At 33.8% G+C, this 15,736-nt stretch carries 18 protein-coding genes; 14 read left to right on the plus strand and 4 right to left on the minus strand.

Annotated features, from left to right (window positions below):
• Positions 1-2: 2 nt before the first annotated feature.
• Positions 3-656 carry a histidinol phosphate phosphatase domain-containing protein gene (locus MMARC5_RS07865; RefSeq protein WP_048058527.1) on the minus strand — a complete coding sequence of 218 codons (654 nt, stop codon included), beginning with the start codon at positions 654-656 and terminating at the stop codon, positions 3-5.
• A 77-nt stretch (positions 657-733) separates the two neighbouring features.
• Here MMARC5_RS07865 and MMARC5_RS07870 point away from each other — a divergent pair, with 77 nt between their 5' ends.
• The 5 genes from MMARC5_RS07870 to MMARC5_RS07890 all read left to right on the plus strand — a co-directional run bounded on the left by MMARC5_RS07870 (position 734) and on the right by MMARC5_RS07890 (position 6,024).
• Positions 734-1,303, plus strand: a complete 570-nt coding sequence (locus MMARC5_RS07870; protein WP_011869294.1) for a cyclase family protein — start codon at positions 734-736, stop codon at positions 1,301-1,303.
• A 295-nt stretch (positions 1,304-1,598) separates the two neighbouring features.
• Positions 1,599-2,663: a 5,10-methenyltetrahydromethanopterin hydrogenase gene (gene hmd / locus MMARC5_RS07875; protein WP_011869295.1), complete on the plus strand. Its 1,065-nt coding sequence runs from the start codon at positions 1,599-1,601 to the stop codon at positions 2,661-2,663.
• A 58-nt stretch (positions 2,664-2,721) separates the two neighbouring features.
• Positions 2,722-3,747, plus strand: a complete 1,026-nt coding sequence (gene hmdB / locus MMARC5_RS07880; protein WP_011869296.1) for a 5,10-methenyltetrahydromethanopterin hydrogenase cofactor biosynthesis protein HmdB — start codon at positions 2,722-2,724, stop codon at positions 3,745-3,747.
• Between the two features lie 30 nt (positions 3,748-3,777).
• The gene (hmdC, locus tag MMARC5_RS07885) at positions 3,778-5,310 is read left to right on the plus strand and encodes a 5,10-methenyltetrahydromethanopterin hydrogenase cofactor biosynthesis protein HmdC (RefSeq protein ID WP_011869297.1); all 1,533 of its coding nucleotides are present in this window, start codon (positions 3,778-3,780) and stop codon (positions 5,308-5,310) included.
• A 39-nt stretch (positions 5,311-5,349) separates the two neighbouring features.
• Entirely contained in the window at positions 5,350-6,024 is a 675-nt protein-coding gene (locus tag MMARC5_RS07890; protein ID WP_011869298.1) for a metal-dependent hydrolase, read from the plus strand.
• A 31-nt stretch (positions 6,025-6,055) separates the two neighbouring features.
• Here the strand turns inward: MMARC5_RS07890 and purT are convergent, their stop codons facing one another.
• Positions 6,056-7,222, minus strand: a complete 1,167-nt coding sequence (purT, locus tag MMARC5_RS07895) for a formate-dependent phosphoribosylglycinamide formyltransferase (RefSeq protein WP_011869299.1) — start codon at positions 7,220-7,222, stop codon at positions 6,056-6,058.
• Positions 7,223-7,405: 183 nt separating this feature from the next.
• On the opposite strand from purT, the gene MMARC5_RS07900 reads away from it, so the two are divergent.
• The 6 genes from MMARC5_RS07900 to cofC are packed head-to-tail and all read left to right on the plus strand — an operon-like array spanning position 7,406 to position 11,076.
• A complete protein-coding gene (locus MMARC5_RS07900; protein ID WP_011869300.1) occupies positions 7,406-8,305 on the plus strand; it encodes a hypothetical protein in 900 nt (299 codons plus the stop codon).
• Positions 8,306-8,308: 3 nt separating this feature from the next.
• Entirely contained in the window at positions 8,309-8,626 is a 318-nt protein-coding gene (locus MMARC5_RS07905) for a hypothetical protein (protein ID WP_011869301.1), read from the plus strand.
• Between the two features lie 12 nt (positions 8,627-8,638).
• Entirely contained in the window at positions 8,639-9,025 is a 387-nt protein-coding gene (locus MMARC5_RS07910; protein WP_011869302.1) for an OB-fold nucleic acid binding domain-containing protein, read from the plus strand.
• On the plus strand, positions 9,006-9,731 hold the full coding sequence (locus MMARC5_RS07915; RefSeq protein WP_011869303.1) for a biotin--[acetyl-CoA-carboxylase] ligase: 726 nt from the start codon (positions 9,006-9,008) through the stop codon (positions 9,729-9,731). The genes MMARC5_RS07910 and MMARC5_RS07915 overlap by 20 nt, the downstream gene beginning before the upstream one ends.
• A gap of 12 nt (positions 9,732-9,743) precedes the next feature.
• On the plus strand, positions 9,744-10,361 hold the full coding sequence (locus tag MMARC5_RS07920; RefSeq protein ID WP_011869304.1) for an MBL fold metallo-hydrolase: 618 nt from the start codon (positions 9,744-9,746) through the stop codon (positions 10,359-10,361).
• Between the two features lie 46 nt (positions 10,362-10,407).
• Entirely contained in the window at positions 10,408-11,076 is a 669-nt protein-coding gene (cofC, locus tag MMARC5_RS07925; RefSeq protein WP_011869305.1) for a 2-phospho-L-lactate guanylyltransferase, read from the plus strand.
• 19 nt (positions 11,077-11,095) lie between these two features.
• Here cofC and argC read toward each other — a convergent pair whose 3' ends face one another.
• Together argC and MMARC5_RS07935 are read right to left on the minus strand one after the other, a co-directional pair.
• On the minus strand, positions 11,096-12,127 hold the full coding sequence (argC, locus tag MMARC5_RS07930) for an N-acetyl-gamma-glutamyl-phosphate reductase (RefSeq protein ID WP_011869306.1): 1,032 nt from the start codon (positions 12,125-12,127) through the stop codon (positions 11,096-11,098).
• Positions 12,128-12,251: 124 nt separating this feature from the next.
• Complete coding sequence (locus MMARC5_RS07935; RefSeq protein ID WP_011869307.1) at positions 12,252-12,773, minus strand: nitroreductase family protein; 522 nt, start codon at positions 12,771-12,773, stop codon at positions 12,252-12,254.
• A gap of 169 nt (positions 12,774-12,942) precedes the next feature.
• On the opposite strand from MMARC5_RS07935, the gene MMARC5_RS07940 reads away from it, so the two are divergent.
• Genes MMARC5_RS07940 through MMARC5_RS07950 form a run of 3 tightly spaced genes read left to right on the plus strand, consistent with a single transcriptional unit; the run spans position 12,943 to position 15,731 of the window.
• Complete coding sequence (locus tag MMARC5_RS07940) at positions 12,943-13,599, plus strand: sugar phosphate isomerase/epimerase family protein (protein ID WP_011869308.1); 657 nt, start codon at positions 12,943-12,945, stop codon at positions 13,597-13,599.
• A gap of 31 nt (positions 13,600-13,630) precedes the next feature.
• Positions 13,631-14,440 carry a hypothetical protein gene (locus tag MMARC5_RS07945; RefSeq protein ID WP_011869309.1) on the plus strand — a complete coding sequence of 270 codons (810 nt, stop codon included), beginning with the start codon at positions 13,631-13,633 and terminating at the stop codon, positions 14,438-14,440.
• A 10-nt stretch (positions 14,441-14,450) separates the two neighbouring features.
• Positions 14,451-15,731 (plus strand): alkaline phosphatase family protein, encoded by a 1,281-nt coding sequence (locus MMARC5_RS07950; RefSeq protein ID WP_011869310.1) that lies wholly within the window; start codon positions 14,451-14,453, stop codon positions 15,729-15,731.
• Positions 15,732-15,736: the final 5 nt, after the last annotated feature.

Below are 15,736 nucleotides of genomic sequence, written 5' to 3' on the forward strand. Positions count from 1 at the left end.
AATTATATTCTTTTTAAAATTTCTAGGGGATTTGTAGTTAATGAATTTTCAAGTTCCCTAAATGACATTCCTGCACCAAGCCCCACTTTTCTTGCGAATTCGTAAGTTATTAAATCACTTGGAGCGTGTGTATCGGTATTTATGACCATTGGAATTTTTAATTCCCTTGCAACAGATACTACGTGGCCGTTTGTAAGTGAGTGGCCTTTTCTAGAGGTTATCTCAAGAAAGATGTTATTTTCAAGAATATTTTGTGCAGTTTCGACGTCAATTAATCCAGGGTGTGCTAAAATATCAACATCTTCTGAAATTGATGTATAATAGTTAGTTTTTTCAGCTACTGGCTCGACTGGAGTTTCTCCGTGAACCACAACAATTTCTGCACCCTCGTTTTTACATTTTCTGGCCATTTTTGGAATTGATTTTGGAGGAATGTGCGTTAACTCAACACCCACAACAATTTCAATATCTAAATAGTTAGAAAGTTCTTCTTTTGCTAAAGTATTTTTTTCGATTAATTCCTTGTAATTACTTGCATCTGCGTGATCGGTTATGCCTAACGCCCTGTGCTCCAATACGATTGCCCTTCTTACGAGTTCTGAAGGAATGAGTTCCCCATCACTGAATACCGTGTGGGTGTGAAAGTCGTACCTCAAATTATCACCAAAGCCCAAATTTATAATGTATCCAATTATAACTAATATCAAATAAATAATTTCCATGTGGAGAAAATATGGCGGAAGAAAAAATAATAAACTTATCTCACGAACTTAAGAATTTTGTATATCCAAATGACCCCGAATCTAGCGTAGAAACTAAAAAAAATGGTAAATATTTTGTTTCAGAATTAAAAATGGGGGCCCATACTGGAACACATGTTGATTATCCCATGCATGTTGGACTTACAAATGAAAAGTTTGAAAATGTTTTTGGAAACGGTTACTGCGTTTCATTTGAAAATTTGGAAGATTTCTTTAAAAATTGCCCAGAAGATTTGGAAATTTTGCTCATAAAAACCGATTTTTCAAAATACTGGGGAAATGATGCATATTTTGAAAAAGAAATTGATATTGAAAATCACGTTAAAAAAATAATTTCTCTGAATTTAAAAGCTGTTGGAGTAGACTGCTACTCGATCGGCAACTTTTCGGTCCATGAAAAAATATTATCTTCAAAAATTAAAATAATTGAAAATATGAAAAACCTTGAAATTTTAGAAAACAGAAGTTTCAAATTCTTTGGATTTCCGCTAAATATTGAAAAAATTGACGGATCTCCGATTAATGCTGTTGCATTTCTTTAAAAATACTTTTTTAAAATTTTTTCAAAAATTATTATGGTGATATTTGATTTTTTAATAGCATTAGTTATTTTGCATAGGATATCATATTATTTATTGGTAAAAAAATAATTTTCATGTATGTACAAAATATTAATAACAAATACTATGATATGATATACAGAAGAAATTTTATTAATATATTTATACTTAACTTATTACATTAAATAATCTAATGATTAATATTTATATAGGTATTAACCCTTAATAGCTTTTATATTACCTAGATTAATCTATAGTAAATATTGAGGTGTAAGAAATGAAAGTGGCAATATTAGGTGCAGGCTGCTACAGAACGCACGCTGCATCAGGAATCACAAACTTTTCAAGAGCTGCACAAGTTGCAAAAGAAGTAGGAATCCCTGAAATTACAATGACCCACTCAACAATCACAATGGGTGCAGAATTATTACACTTAATCCCTGAAATCACAGAAGTTGTTGTTTCAGACCCTTGCTTTGCTGAAGAACCTGGAATTGTAGTACTCGACCAATTTGACTACAAAACAGTTATGGAAGCACACTTAGCAGGAGATGCAGAAAAAGTAATGCCTGAAATCAGAGAAGCTGTAAAAGCTAAGGCAAAAGAAACACCAAAACCACCTAAAGGATGTATTCACTTCGTACACCCTGAAACCATAGGTTTAAAAGTAACTGCAAGCGACGTTGAAGCTGTAAAAAATGCTGACATCGTAATCACATGGTTACCAAAAGGTGGCAGCCAACCTGCAATCATTGAAAAATTCGTTGGTGCAATCAAAAAAGGTGCAATTGTAACACACGCTTGTACAATCCCAACGCCAAAATTCGCAAAAATCTTCAAAGACATGGGAAGAGACGATTTAAACATTATTGCATACCACCCGGGAGCAGTTCCTGAAATGAAAGGTCAAGCATTCCTTTCAGAAGGTTTAGCCGATGCAGAAAAGGTAGAAGAATTCTACTGTATGGCAAAAACTGCAAGAGGGGAAGCATTCAAAATGCCTGCAAACTTAATCAGCCCCGTATGCGACATGGGTTCAGCAGTTACCGCACCAGTTTACGCTGGTATCTTAGCTTACAGAGATGCAGTAACCCAGATATTGGGCGCTCCTGCAGATTTCGCTCAAATGATGGCTGACGAAGCAATCACACAGCTATTAGAATTAATGAGAAGCGAAGGCATTAAAAACATGGAAGATAAATTGAATCCTAAAGCACTAACCGGTACTGCAGACAGCATGTGCTTTGGTCCTTTAGCAGATATCCTTCCTACTTCCTTAAAAGTTCTCGAAAAACACACAAACGAAAATAAATGCGAATGCAGCTGTTCAATAAAACCTTAAATACAATAAAATATATTTCTTTTTTAATTTTCAGCGTAATTTACAATCCGGTGGTTTAATGATATTTTCGAAAATAAGAGGCAATTTTCAAGACCTCAAAGATGGAAAAATAAGTGTAAAGCAGGGATTAATCACAAAATCGGATGCAATTGAATTATTTAATATTAAAAACTGGAAAGATTACTTAAAACTTTTTTCAATAGCCTCTGAAGTTAGGGATTTTTTTAAAAACGAGATTGAAATTACCTCAACCGTTCATGTTACAAACATCTGTTCTGTAACTCCAAAATGCGCATACTGCGGTTTTGCTGCAGGAACTAGTTCAGAAGGATATGTAGAACCATTTAGATCTAATGACGAACAGATAAAATCTTCTGCGGCTGCAGTTGAAAATTCAGGCATTAAAAGAGTCAGCTGTTCTTCCGGACATGGGTACAGTGGAAAGGAAGTAATAAGGGCACTTAAAGCAGTTAAATCAGCTTCTAATTTGGAAGTTTTGGTAAATGCTGGAGCAGACATAACTGAAGACTGTATTTCAGAACTTAAGAAATACAATATAGATACAATCTGCTGTAATCTTGAAACCACCAATAAATCAGTTTTTAATAAAGTTAAACCTGGGGAAAATTTAGATGACAGAATATCCGTTTGTAAAATGGTTAAAAAACATGGAATTGAACTATCTTCAGGTCTTTTAATAGGAATTGGCGAATCTTACGAAGATAGGGCTGAACACCTCTTCTTTTTAAAAGAACTGGATGTTGAAGAAATTCCAGTAATGGGTTTTAACCCGTACAAGGATACCCCAATGGAACAATGCCCAAAATGCTCTGCAATTGAACAGGCAAAAACTATTGCAATTGCAAGACTATTATTCCCCAATATCAGGATTACCTCACCAACACCAACAATGGGTCCAGAATTGGCCCAATTTGCACTTTTAGGCGGTGCAAGCAATATTGCCACAGTAATTCCCGACAACCACCCGATGAATATCAAAGGTGTTGGAAATCCAAAAACTGGAAATCTTAACGATGTTATATGTATGATGAAAGAACTTGGACTAACCCCAAAACTAAATTAACTATTCTTATCCGCAAAATAAGGTGAAATTATGAAAGAACTCATAACAAATTCATTAAATGATCTTGATTCTGCAATGGAACTTCGAGAATTAGTTATAAACAAAATTAACAATCAAAAATTAACAGAATCAGATATTATTGAAATTGTAGATACTGTTGATGATCTTAATTTTGAAGATACACAGAAATTAGGAAGCATTTTTCGTAGATTCCCACTAGGTTGCGATATATTGGAAATTGGGGTTGGACCCTGTGCTTCATCATTAACCCTCCCTCAATTTATCGAAAACTGTGTTTTAACAGAGCATATGGGTTTTCCAATACACCTTTGCGGATATGCTCTCGCAGATATTGCGGAAAAAGAAGGATTAACACCAATTGCGGTCATGAATGAAGTTTATAATAACGTTGAAGTTCCCCTCGATCTCGACCATTTTGGACGATTTGGTCCAATGAGATTTCCAAAAGAAATATCCCACTGTATGGGGGATTGCTATTATAACGGACCGCCATACAAAGGTTGCCCAAGAGACAGGATCCATAAAAGACTCACCACAAAAGAAAGAGAATATTCTAGTGAAGTTGCAGACTGGATAAAAAAATCAGCAACAGTCTGTGTAAACGTTGTTGAAGAACAGGGTGCCTGTGATCATGGTGCAGACATTTCTGAAATGGAAGATGTATCAAAAGCAGCCCATAAATTTGGCAGGGGAGTTGAAGGAATATTCCATATCGGAGACGGTTACGAAGAATTAATATCTGGTTTAAAAGCTTGCAACGACTTGGAAGTTGATGCACTCGTAGTCGAAGGAGGGCCTTTTAACAGGTCAAAAGACAGACTTAAAGATTTTGCAAAAGCAGTTGCGGTTTCGAGAATCCTTGTTAAAGGGGGAGTTGTTGCAACAAACGGTGCATATGAAGATGAATGTAGAGTTGGACTTAGAAGTGGATTAAACGTAATATTATCAGGATTTAGTGGTAACCATCACGGATACATGTGTGGGCATAATATTAAAGAAGCTAGAAGGAACAACTTTGGACTTCCAAGAGTTTTAAAAATAATGAAAGAAGAAGCTGAAAAAATTAACATCTGTATTGCAAACAGGGAACTATTAAAAGTACTTGCAAAAAGCAGTAGATTTTTAAACTACAAAGGAAACCATATGATATATCCTTCAATGATTGGGGACTATTTTATGGGTGACGCCCACTGGGTAGCAGTTACAAATAGTGGAATGTATAACTCGCCGTACTTTGGAAAAACACTTGATTCTCTTGAAGAAGAGTTAAATTGCGATAAAGTAGGGGTTCTTGGTGGAAGGTACATCTCATGGAGTATTGCAGATACACTGAAACCTGAAGAATTATACGTAAGCGATGTTGACCCTTGGGTTGAGCATGCGACCGTCAAAATCTTAAATGATAACGGAATAAATGCATATGCTTGCAATGGTAGTGATAAAAAGGCTCTTGAAAGTGCTGACAAATCAGTAATTACTACCATGATTCCTGAAATCTTAATTAGGATTAGAAATAAATTTGATGCAATATCCTTAATTTAAACCTGCCAAAAAGAGGCAGGGGCTTCTTTTGGTGGTTAGATGAACTGGAAAGGACATATTACTCTTGGAATAATAATGGGGCTTCCATTTATTTCAGCTCCTGAACAAATTTTTTTACTGGTTGCGGGAGCACTTTATCCTGATCTGGATCATGACGTAAAATCAGAAATAGTTCAAAGGGGGCTCTACATTTCTGGAGGACTTATTTTAGTTTCGATTTTGGCATATTTATTTAGGCCAGAATATTTTAACACAGGATTTTTTATTGCAGCAGTTTTAAGCGGTTTAATTTACGTTATTCCATATTATGCAGAACATAGGGGGATTACACATACTTTTTTTAGTCTTGGCATTATGTCAGTTATTTTAGGGTATTTAACGTTTAAATTATCGATAATATCCCCGATAATGGCGTCATTGATTGCTTTGATAATGGTTACAAATAACAACTTACTTGGAAAAAGTATTGCGATTTCGGTTTTTGCATGGGTTTTGTACAATATAATTTCGACGTCTTTTACGACATTTCAGGGTTTAGAATTTTACATAATTCCAATCGCTATCGGTTATTTATCACATATCGTGGGTGACTGCATAACACCAATGGGATGTAAGGCACTTTATCCATCAAATTATACATTTAGAAAAAAAGAAGGCTTTTTTGCAGTTGCATTTTGGGTATTCTTGGTCTTTTATGTTGTAAAACTCGTTTAAATTAAAAATAAAAAATAAACTAAAATAAAAATTATTTGATGTTTACAAGGTGCGCTGCTTTTTCTGCATTTTCCCTTGCTTTTGTAACGTTATCTGACACTGCAAGCGCTACACCCATTCTTCTTCCAACTTTTGCGATTGGTTTTCCAAATAATCTTATCTTTGTGTCTTTTACTTTTGAAGCTTCGTGAATTTCATATTCTGGAGCCCACTTTAGAATTTCTGACTTTATAACGTGGCTTGCACCGGGAAACAATATATCAACGTTTACAGGAAGTCCCAAAATTGCCCTTGCGTGAATTTCAAACTCGCTCATTTTTTGAGTTACCATTGTAACCATTCCTGTGTCGTGCGGTCTTGGGGATACTTCACTAAATATCACTTCATCATCTAAAACGAAGAGTTCTACTCCAAAAATACCGTATCCACCAAGTTCATCAGTTATCTTCTTTGCCATTTCCTGTGCTTTTGCTTTAGTTGGCGCACACATTGGGTGAGGTTGCCAGCTTTCGTGGTAATCCCCATCAATTTGAATATGGCCGATTGGTTCGCAAAATCGAGTTCCTTCAGCAGTCCTTGCAGTTAAAAGGGTAATTTCATAGTCAAATTTAATAAATTCTTCAACGATTACCTTTGTTCCAATTCCCCTTGCAGCGCTTTTCGCGTAATCCCACGATTTTTCGATATCACCTTCAGATTTAATCGTACTCTGTCCTTTTCCGGATGATGACATGATTGGTTTTATAATACAAGGAATTCCAATTCTTTGAACTGCTTCTTTTAATTCTTCTAAGTTTTCTGCAAATTCGTACTTTGCAGTTCTTAATCCTAATTTTTCAAATGCGAGTCTTCTAATTCCCTCTCTGTCCATTGTAAGCTTTGTAGCATTTGCAGTTGGAACTACGTGGTATCCTTCTGTTTCCATTTCTTTTAATGTATCCGTGTTTATTGCTTCGATTTCCGGAACTATCAAGTCAGGTTTTTCCCTTTCAATTACTTCCCTTAAGGCCCCAGCGTCTTTCATGTCGATTACGTGAAATCTGTGTGCTACCTGCATTGCTGGCGCGTTTTCGTAAGAATCAACTGCAATACATTCTACACCAAACCTTTGAGCCTCGATAATTACTTCTTTTCCTAATTCCCCACTTCCAAGAAGCAGTATTTTCTTAGCATTTGAAAAAAGAGGAGTACCAACCATTGTTTCACCAAGCGTGTTAATTCATAACAGTATTCTAAATTTTATAGATAAAAAATATAAATAAATTTTGTTATAATATATCATAAGTTTAATCATGGCTTATTTTAAATTTTGACATTTTTTAATTGTTTTGAAATAAAACTAAAACTTGTGATATAACTTTGAAACTAATCGGTGAACTAAATGCCTCAAAAAGACTCCTGTCTTGATGATATATTAGAAACTTCTGAAAAATTGGAAAATATGTCCCAAACTAAAGATATCGAAACCATAAAATTGAGCGATATAATCGAAAAAATGATCGAAATAACTTCGATCGCTAGAATTGAAAAGATCTTTGAAGAAAAGATCGTGTCAGGAAACCCAGTTGTAAATGTCGTTGTAAATGATGGATCTGCAAGGGGGCTTTTATCATTATGGTCTGAACAGATCGATCTTTTGAACGATTTAAACGAAGGAGATGCAATATTAATTGAAAATGCGCATGCTCCAAAAAAATATAAAGATAGAATTCATTTGGCACTCTCAAAATCGGGTAAAATCTCAAAAATCGAGTCAGATTTGCCAGTAATTGATGAACTCCTAAAAAAATCCAGTGCTAAACGAAACGATTTTTCGAGAAAACTTATTTCCGAACTAAAAGAAGGAATGGGTGCGGAATTAAGAGGTTTAATTGTTGCAATTCATTCAAAAGAACCTTACTTTCCTGTTTGCGATAAGTGCAATAAAAAAATGGTTCTAAAAAAAGGTTATGCAGTCTGTAAATGTGGAAATAAAGTCGATGAAGAAGATGAAAATTTAAAATGGCTGTTTTTATCCACATGCACTCTTGATGATGGCTCAGACACAGTCAGAACTACATTAAACGACAGCACGGAATATCTGGACTTTAACGAACTTAAAAGAATGATTATCGATGATGAAAATATTTTGGACGTTTTAAACGAAAAAATGCTAGGGTTGGACATTTTGGCATCTGGATTTACAATATATGATGAATATCTAAAAGATACTGCATTTAGATGTAATTCATGGAATAAAATAAACGTTATGGATGAATTTAACAATAAATTAAAGGGATAAATCATGTATAAACTTAAAAAAATTGGAGATATCAACCAATCATTGATTGACGGCAAAATTGCATTGATTGGAACGGTTATCGGAATTGAAAAGGAAGAAAATTACGATAAATTAGAAATTGAAGATTCTTCTGGAAAAATTCTTGTGTCTAAGAATAAATCCATTGAAATAGCCTCTAGTTCACGTGTTTTAGTTTTTGGAACTGTAAAGATAACTCCAAAAGGGCTTATCATATTTTCAGAAGCTGTTGTCGATGTTAGCGAGTCTTCGCCAAAATTACTTGGGAAATTTATGGAAAAAATAGAAAATTACGATATTTAACGGTGTATTATCATGAGGATACCTGTAAAAAAAATACCGATAAAAGAAATAACCTCTGGAAAATTTGTTGAAACCGAAGGCCAGTGGGAATCAAACTACATTGTAACCGAAAACTCGGAAAAGATTTCAAGGGTTGCATTGTACGGCGTAATTGTTTCAAAATATTCGAATATTGCAAAAGAATTCTGTTCTGTTACTGTCGAAGACCTAACTGATGATATTCGAGTTTCAGGATTTAAGGGAATGGCTAAAAAATTGGAAAATTTTAAGAAAGGGGACATTGTACTCGTTGTTGGAAGGCTTAGAAAAGATTTAAAAGAAAATACGTACGTATTTCCTGAAATCGTTAGAAAAGTCGAAGCTGACGAATTTTTCTTAAATGTATTTGAAAATTACTAGTGTGGTTAAATTGGATTTTGAGATAATTTCTAACGAAACGATAAATTCCACAAATCTTTACGCTTACGATTTGGGAAAATTGGGTAAAAGAAATAAAATCGTAGTTTCAGAAATTCAAACTCACGGGAAGGGCCGACTGGATAGATCGTGGTTTTCTAACAAAGGTGGACTTTATTTTTCAGTTTTAATGGATATTAAAGACGTTGGAAAAATTGAAAAAATAAATTTTCTTGGATCAATTTCTGTTGTAGAAACTTTAAAAGAATTTTCAGATAAAAATTTTGAAATAAAATGGCCAAATGACGTTTTATTTGAAAATAAAAAAATATGTGGAATATTAACTGAATTAAACGTATGTAATGGTTATTTGGTACTCGGAATTGGAATAAATATCAATAACGAAATTGATTCAGAAATTAAAAAGATCGGAACATCATTAAAAGAAATAGAAAACTTAAAATTTAACGTTGATTTAATTTTAAAAAAATTTATTGAAGTATTTGTTAAAAATTTAAAACTTGATGACGAATTGATTCTTGGAAAATACAAAAAATACTCAAAAACCATGTTTAAAGATGTGAATTTGACAATACTTGAAAAAACAGTAACTGGAAAAGTTGTTGACATTTCGTATAACGGGATTCACATCGATACTGGAAATTATGTTGAAGTATTTAACGTTGGAGATTGCATCCATTTGAGATAAAAAGGTGATAATTTGATCTATAAATTAAATGGAAGAGGTTATGATTCAAATTCGTACCTGATAGTGGATAAAAAAGTTATTTTAGTAGATCCTGGAACTCCTGGGACTTTTGAACATTTAAAAAAGGATGTTTTAAAGTATACTGACAAAATAGATTATATTATAAACACCCACTGCCATTTTGACCATGTTGGAAGCGATTATCTGTTTCAGGAAGAATTTAACGCTCCTGTTTTAATCCATGAATCAGAATTACAAGACCTTGCACAGAATAGTGATGTAACAGTTAGTCGGCTTTTTGGAGTAAATTTAACCCCTCCAAAAGATATTTTTACAATTGGCGAAGTCGAATCAGAATTAAAAGAAATTGGAATTGAAATTATACATACTCCGGGGCATACCGCTGGAGGAATAAGTATTTTGTATAAAGATTCGTTAATTACCGGAGATACACTATTTGCGTACGGTGTTGGACGTAGTGATCTTCCAACAGGAAACTTAATAAATTTACGAGAATCCATAAATTTGCTCGAAAAAATAGCTTATAAAAAAGGGGTTTTAAAAATATACTCCGGACACGGAGAAGCTGGCGATTTGAGCGCGTTTTCAAATGCAATGTTATTTATATAATTTAAACCCCCAAACTAATCATCGTTTTAAAATGTTGTGGTAAAAGATGTTAGCGGCACTAATACCCGTATCCCCCCTATCAAATGTTAAATCAAGACTGAAAGAATTTTTAAGTTCTGATGAACGAATAGAACTCATAAAAAACATTCTTCTTGATACTTACGAAACCGTAAAAGAATGTTCTGACGCCTGTTACGTTGTAAGTAAGGACGAAGAAATTTTAGAATTTTCAAAAAATCTTGGAATAATCCCAATTAGAGAAGAAAGCAACGTTAAAGGATTAAACGAAGCTATAAACTTTTCTTTAAAATTTATAAAAGAGGATTCTATTTTAATAACCCCTGCAGATGTCCCACTATTAAAAGAAGAGAATTTAAAAACAATCACCAGTAAATCAGTTGAAAATTCAATAGTTATATGTCCTTCTAGAGGAGGAGGCACTAATTTACTCTTATTAAACCCAAAAGATTGTATGAAAACACAATTTGAAGGATTTAGTTTTTTGAAACATATTGAAGAAGCTGAAAAAAACGATTTAAAAGTAATAAAATGTCATTCGTTCTACACTTCAATCGATGTGAACACTGTTGAAGATTTAGGGGAAATTTACATTCATGGAACTGATACAAAAACGTATCAATATTTGAAACATCTCGGTGTAGAAGTACTTCCAAAACACTCATCTGCTGGAAGATTTAACGTAATAAGAAAATAAAAAAATATTTTAAAATAATTTAAGGTCTCATACCTCCGACACTTAACCCTTCTTTTTCGTCGAACCCCATTATAATATTCATATTTTGAATTGCCTGACCGCTTGCTCCTTTTACAAGATTATCTATTGCTGAAACCACGACAATTCTTCCGTGCTGGTCGATTTCAAATCCGCCAATATCGCAGAAATTAGTTCCACGAACTCCAGTTAAAGAGGGCATACTCTCTTCAAAAATTCTTACGAAAAATTCATCCTTGTAGAATTCTTCGTAAATTTCGATTACATCAACTCTACTCACGTCTTCTTTTAAGTATGAGTGTGCGGTGGTTAAAATTCCTCTTGTAACAGGAAGTAAGTGTGGCGTAAATGAAACTTTTAATCTTTTATTTCCGAGATATTCAAGTTCTTTTCCAATTTCAGGGCTGTGTCTGTGTTTCGTTATTTTGTATGCTCCAAGATTTTCATTTACATTTGGGAAATGCGTAGTCTGACTTGCTACAACACCTGCACCACTTACTCCGGACTTTGAATCAAAAATAATTCGTTCATCAACAAGATCGTTTGCAACCAGCGGCGCCATTGAAAGAATTGCTCCTGTTGGGTAGCATCCAGGGTTTGCAATTGTTTTTGACTTTTTGATTTTTTCCCTGTGAAGTTCTGGAAGACCATAAACTGCAGATTCTATTTTTCCAGTGTGTTTCAATCCATACCATGATTCGTACATTTCGATGTCTTCAAACCGGTAGTCCCCACTTAAATCGATTATATTAATTCCTTTTTCATGTAATGTAGGAACAATTGCCATCGATGCCCCATGGGGAGTTGCACAAAACACGATGTCTGTATCAATATCTTCTGGAGCAATATTTTGAAATTCCAAATCATTATAATTTCTTAAATTTCTTACCTGGGGGTGAAAATCCGTTAGTTTTTTTCCAGCTTCTTTTCTGGATGTTACATTCAAAACTTCGACTTTGTCGTGATTTGAAAGGAGTCTTAAAAGTTCTGAACCCGTATACCCCGTTCCGCCTATTATCGAAACCGTTTTCATTAAAACCACCTTTTAAAATAATACGAAAATTTTTGCTGTATAAACTAAACCCTGATAAAATAAAAAAGTAATGATTCTTTCAGGATGAAAATCGTTTTTCATAATTTTAAAAATTAAAAAAGAATTAAAAGTACCCAATCTGCCATTTTTCATAGTGTACTCTTTCTTTATCGAATTTTTCTACAGGAACTGGCTTTTCTGCAGGGTGTCCTAACGCTACAACTGAAAAAGGAATCACATTTTCGGGTGCATGTAAAACTTTTCTCATTTTTTCGACCCTTTCGTCCACAGGGTAAATTCCAAGCCATACCCCACCTATCCCTCGATCTTGTGCTTCAATTAATATATTTTCAGTTGCTGCAGCACAGTCCTGAACCCAGAACTGTTTACAAGAACCATTTACTCTCCCCATGTTTCCGCAAACTACGATTGAAACTGGTGCTTCGTTTAACATTTCTGCGTGACTACTTATTTTAGAAATTCCTGAAAGAGTATCTTTATCGCGAACCACAACAAAGTCCCAAGGCCTTTGGTCGCATGCACTCGGTGCAGACATTGCTGCTTTTAATAAATCATCAATAATTTCTTCTGAAACGTCTTCAGACGTGTATTGTCGAACACTCCTTCTTTCAAATACTGCATTCATATTTTAACCCCTATTTTTCGTTTAAATGTAGTTTAACCCCCAAATTTAGTTTTCCACATAAAAATATCAATCTTTCAAAGACATATATTTTACCACTGAGTGCTAATTATTAGATAACTTAATGACAATTTTATATATCTTGATTGCTATAGTGTGTATCGGTGCTCATATGATAGGAACATGCATGCGATTTTCAAAACCTGAAAAAGGAGTGGAATTTACCGATTGGGGCCTTCATTTTTGTCCCAATATTGATGAACATTTTAAAAGTGGACTTACTGGATTTCACGCACCTATCGTAGATATCGGAACCCCAAATAAAACCGAAGGACTTAAAACACTAAAAAATGTAATTAATAATATCCCTGGAGCAGATTATTTAACGATACATCTCCATAATGGAAAAGAACCCGAATACAATACTCTTTTAGATAATGTTTCAGAATTAAACGAATATTCTAAAGAAAGAAACATTGAACTTTGTATCGAAAATTTAAGAAAGGGATTTTCTTCAAAACCTGAAAATGTAATAAATGTTGCAGAAGCAACCGGGTGCAAAATAACGTTTGATATCGGACATACACCGTATGAAAACAGAATGAACTGTATAAACCTATTTTCAGATAAAATTTACAACGTCCATACTTACGAGCGAGAGTGCGATAAAATAGGACATGTTGCTCCAAAAGATTTAACATATTTAAAACCTGTTTTAGACGGCCTGTTAGATATTGGCTGCGATTTCTGGCTTATTGAACTGATGAATGTTGAAGAAATAAAAAATACGAAAAACATGTTGAATAAATACCTTGAATACTATAGATAAAGTAAGTACTTCTAATTTATTGGGTGTTATTTTGGATATCGAGTTTAAAAAATCTTTTAAAGAGTTGACCTTATCTAAAGATTGCTTAAAAATTATAGAAGAAAACGGAATTAAATTGGAAAAAATCGTAATTGGAGAATTTTCTGGAAGAGATAGCGCGGCTGCGATTATAAAAGCTTTTGAAAATGAAGACATTGATGCGGTTTTACCGATTTTAGGATTTACGGGTACCGACTACGGTGAAAAAGAAATATTCTATCGAAACTGGGACGTAATAAATAAAAAAATTAAAGAATCTTACGAAAATAAGTATTTACTGCCCCTTCACTTTATTTTTGAACCAAAACTCTGGAATGCACTTAACGGAAGATTTGTTGCATATGCCGTCCAAAAATATGGATATTACACGCCGTGTATTGGATGTCATGCCTATTTAAGAATGCTAAGGGTCCCTCTTGCAAAACATCTTGGAAAAAAAATCATTAGTGGAGAGAGGATACTTCACGATAACGACTTTAAAATCGACCAATTTAAAGAAACTCTTGAAACATACTACAAAATATGCGAAAAATTCGATGTTGAACTCATTTTTCCAGTAAAAGACATTGAAGAAGGATCCAAAATAAAAGAGATTATTGGAGATAATTGGGAACAAGGCCAAAACCAGTATTCATGCATGTTTAGTGGAAATTACCGTGATCTGGATGGTAAAGTAATATTTGAAAAGGAAAAAATCGTAAAAATTTTAAACGAGTTTATATATCCCGCATCCATTGAAATATTAAAGAAAGGATACCAAAATAACTTTAAATACCTCAAAACAGTGAAAAAGTTTCTTTAATGAACGTAACATGCGAACTTTACTTGTATTGTTGGACGGGCTTGGAGATAGGCCTTCTTGTATTTTAAACGATAAAACTCCACTAGAATATGCAAAAACTCCAAACTTAGATGCTTTTGCGAAAAAAAGCAGAACTGGGTTAATGACCCCGTATAAAAACGGCGTTCCCCTTGGAACCGAAGTTGCTCATTTTTTGCTCTGGGGATACAGCTTGTCTGAATTTCCCGGAAGAGGCGTTATCGAAGCTTTAGGCGAAGATATCGAACTTAACGACAATTCAATCTATTTGAGAGCTACTTTTGGATACGTAGAAAAGAATAATGGGTTTTTTGTAAAAGACAGGCGTACTAAGAATATTTCAACAGACGAAATAAAACAGCTTATAAGTTCCCTCCCGAAAAAAATTGAAAATTATGAATTTAAATTACACTATTCTTTTGATACACACTGTATTTTAGAAATAATATCTAAAGATTACATAATATCTGATAAAATATCGGATAGCGATCCATTTTATCGAGAAAGGCATGTTTTAAAAGTAAAACCACTCAAAAATATTTCAAAGTCGCTAGAGTTTGAAAATGCAAAAAAAACAGCCCAAATATTGAATGAATATCTTTTAAAATGTACTGAAATCTTGGAAAACCATTCAATAAATATTGAACGAAAAGAAAATGGACTTCAGCTTGCAAATTTCTTGCTTACAAAGTGGGCCGGCAGAAAAACTGAACTTGACTCTTTTAAAGATCGTTGGGGCATGAATGCTGCAATAGTTGCAAAAAGCAGCGTTTTTAAAGGCCTGTCGAAATTATTAAAAATGGATTACTATCCTGAAGGAGATTTTGAAAAAGCATTTTTAAAAGGAATTGAATTAAAAAATTACGATTTTATACATATACATACTAAAGAACCCGATGAAGCGGCACATACTAAAAATCCAGTTAATAAAGTTGAAGTTATCGAAAAACTAGATAAATGTCTTGAAACGATAAATGAACTAAGTGAAGAATTAATCATTGTTACAGCTGATCACTCTACACCCTCCGTTGGAACGCTGATTCATTCAGGAGAAGAGGTTCCAATTGCAGTATTTAAAAATGGAATCATAACTGATCCTAATGAATATTTTAACGAAAAAGAATGCTCAAAAGGATATTTAAACCTAAAATCAAAAGATTTGATGAATTTAATACTAACTTACACAAACAAAGCCGGATTGTATGATGCAAGAATTGGAAATAACTTTTTACGATATATTCCAGACGATGATTCGGTTGAACATTTGAAATAGGTAAT

Origin of the sequence: Methanococcus maripaludis C5 (genome assembly GCF_000016125.1) — an archaeon.
GTDB lineage: Archaea > AGJL01 > Methanococci > Methanococcales > Methanococcaceae > Methanococcus > Methanococcus maripaludis_D.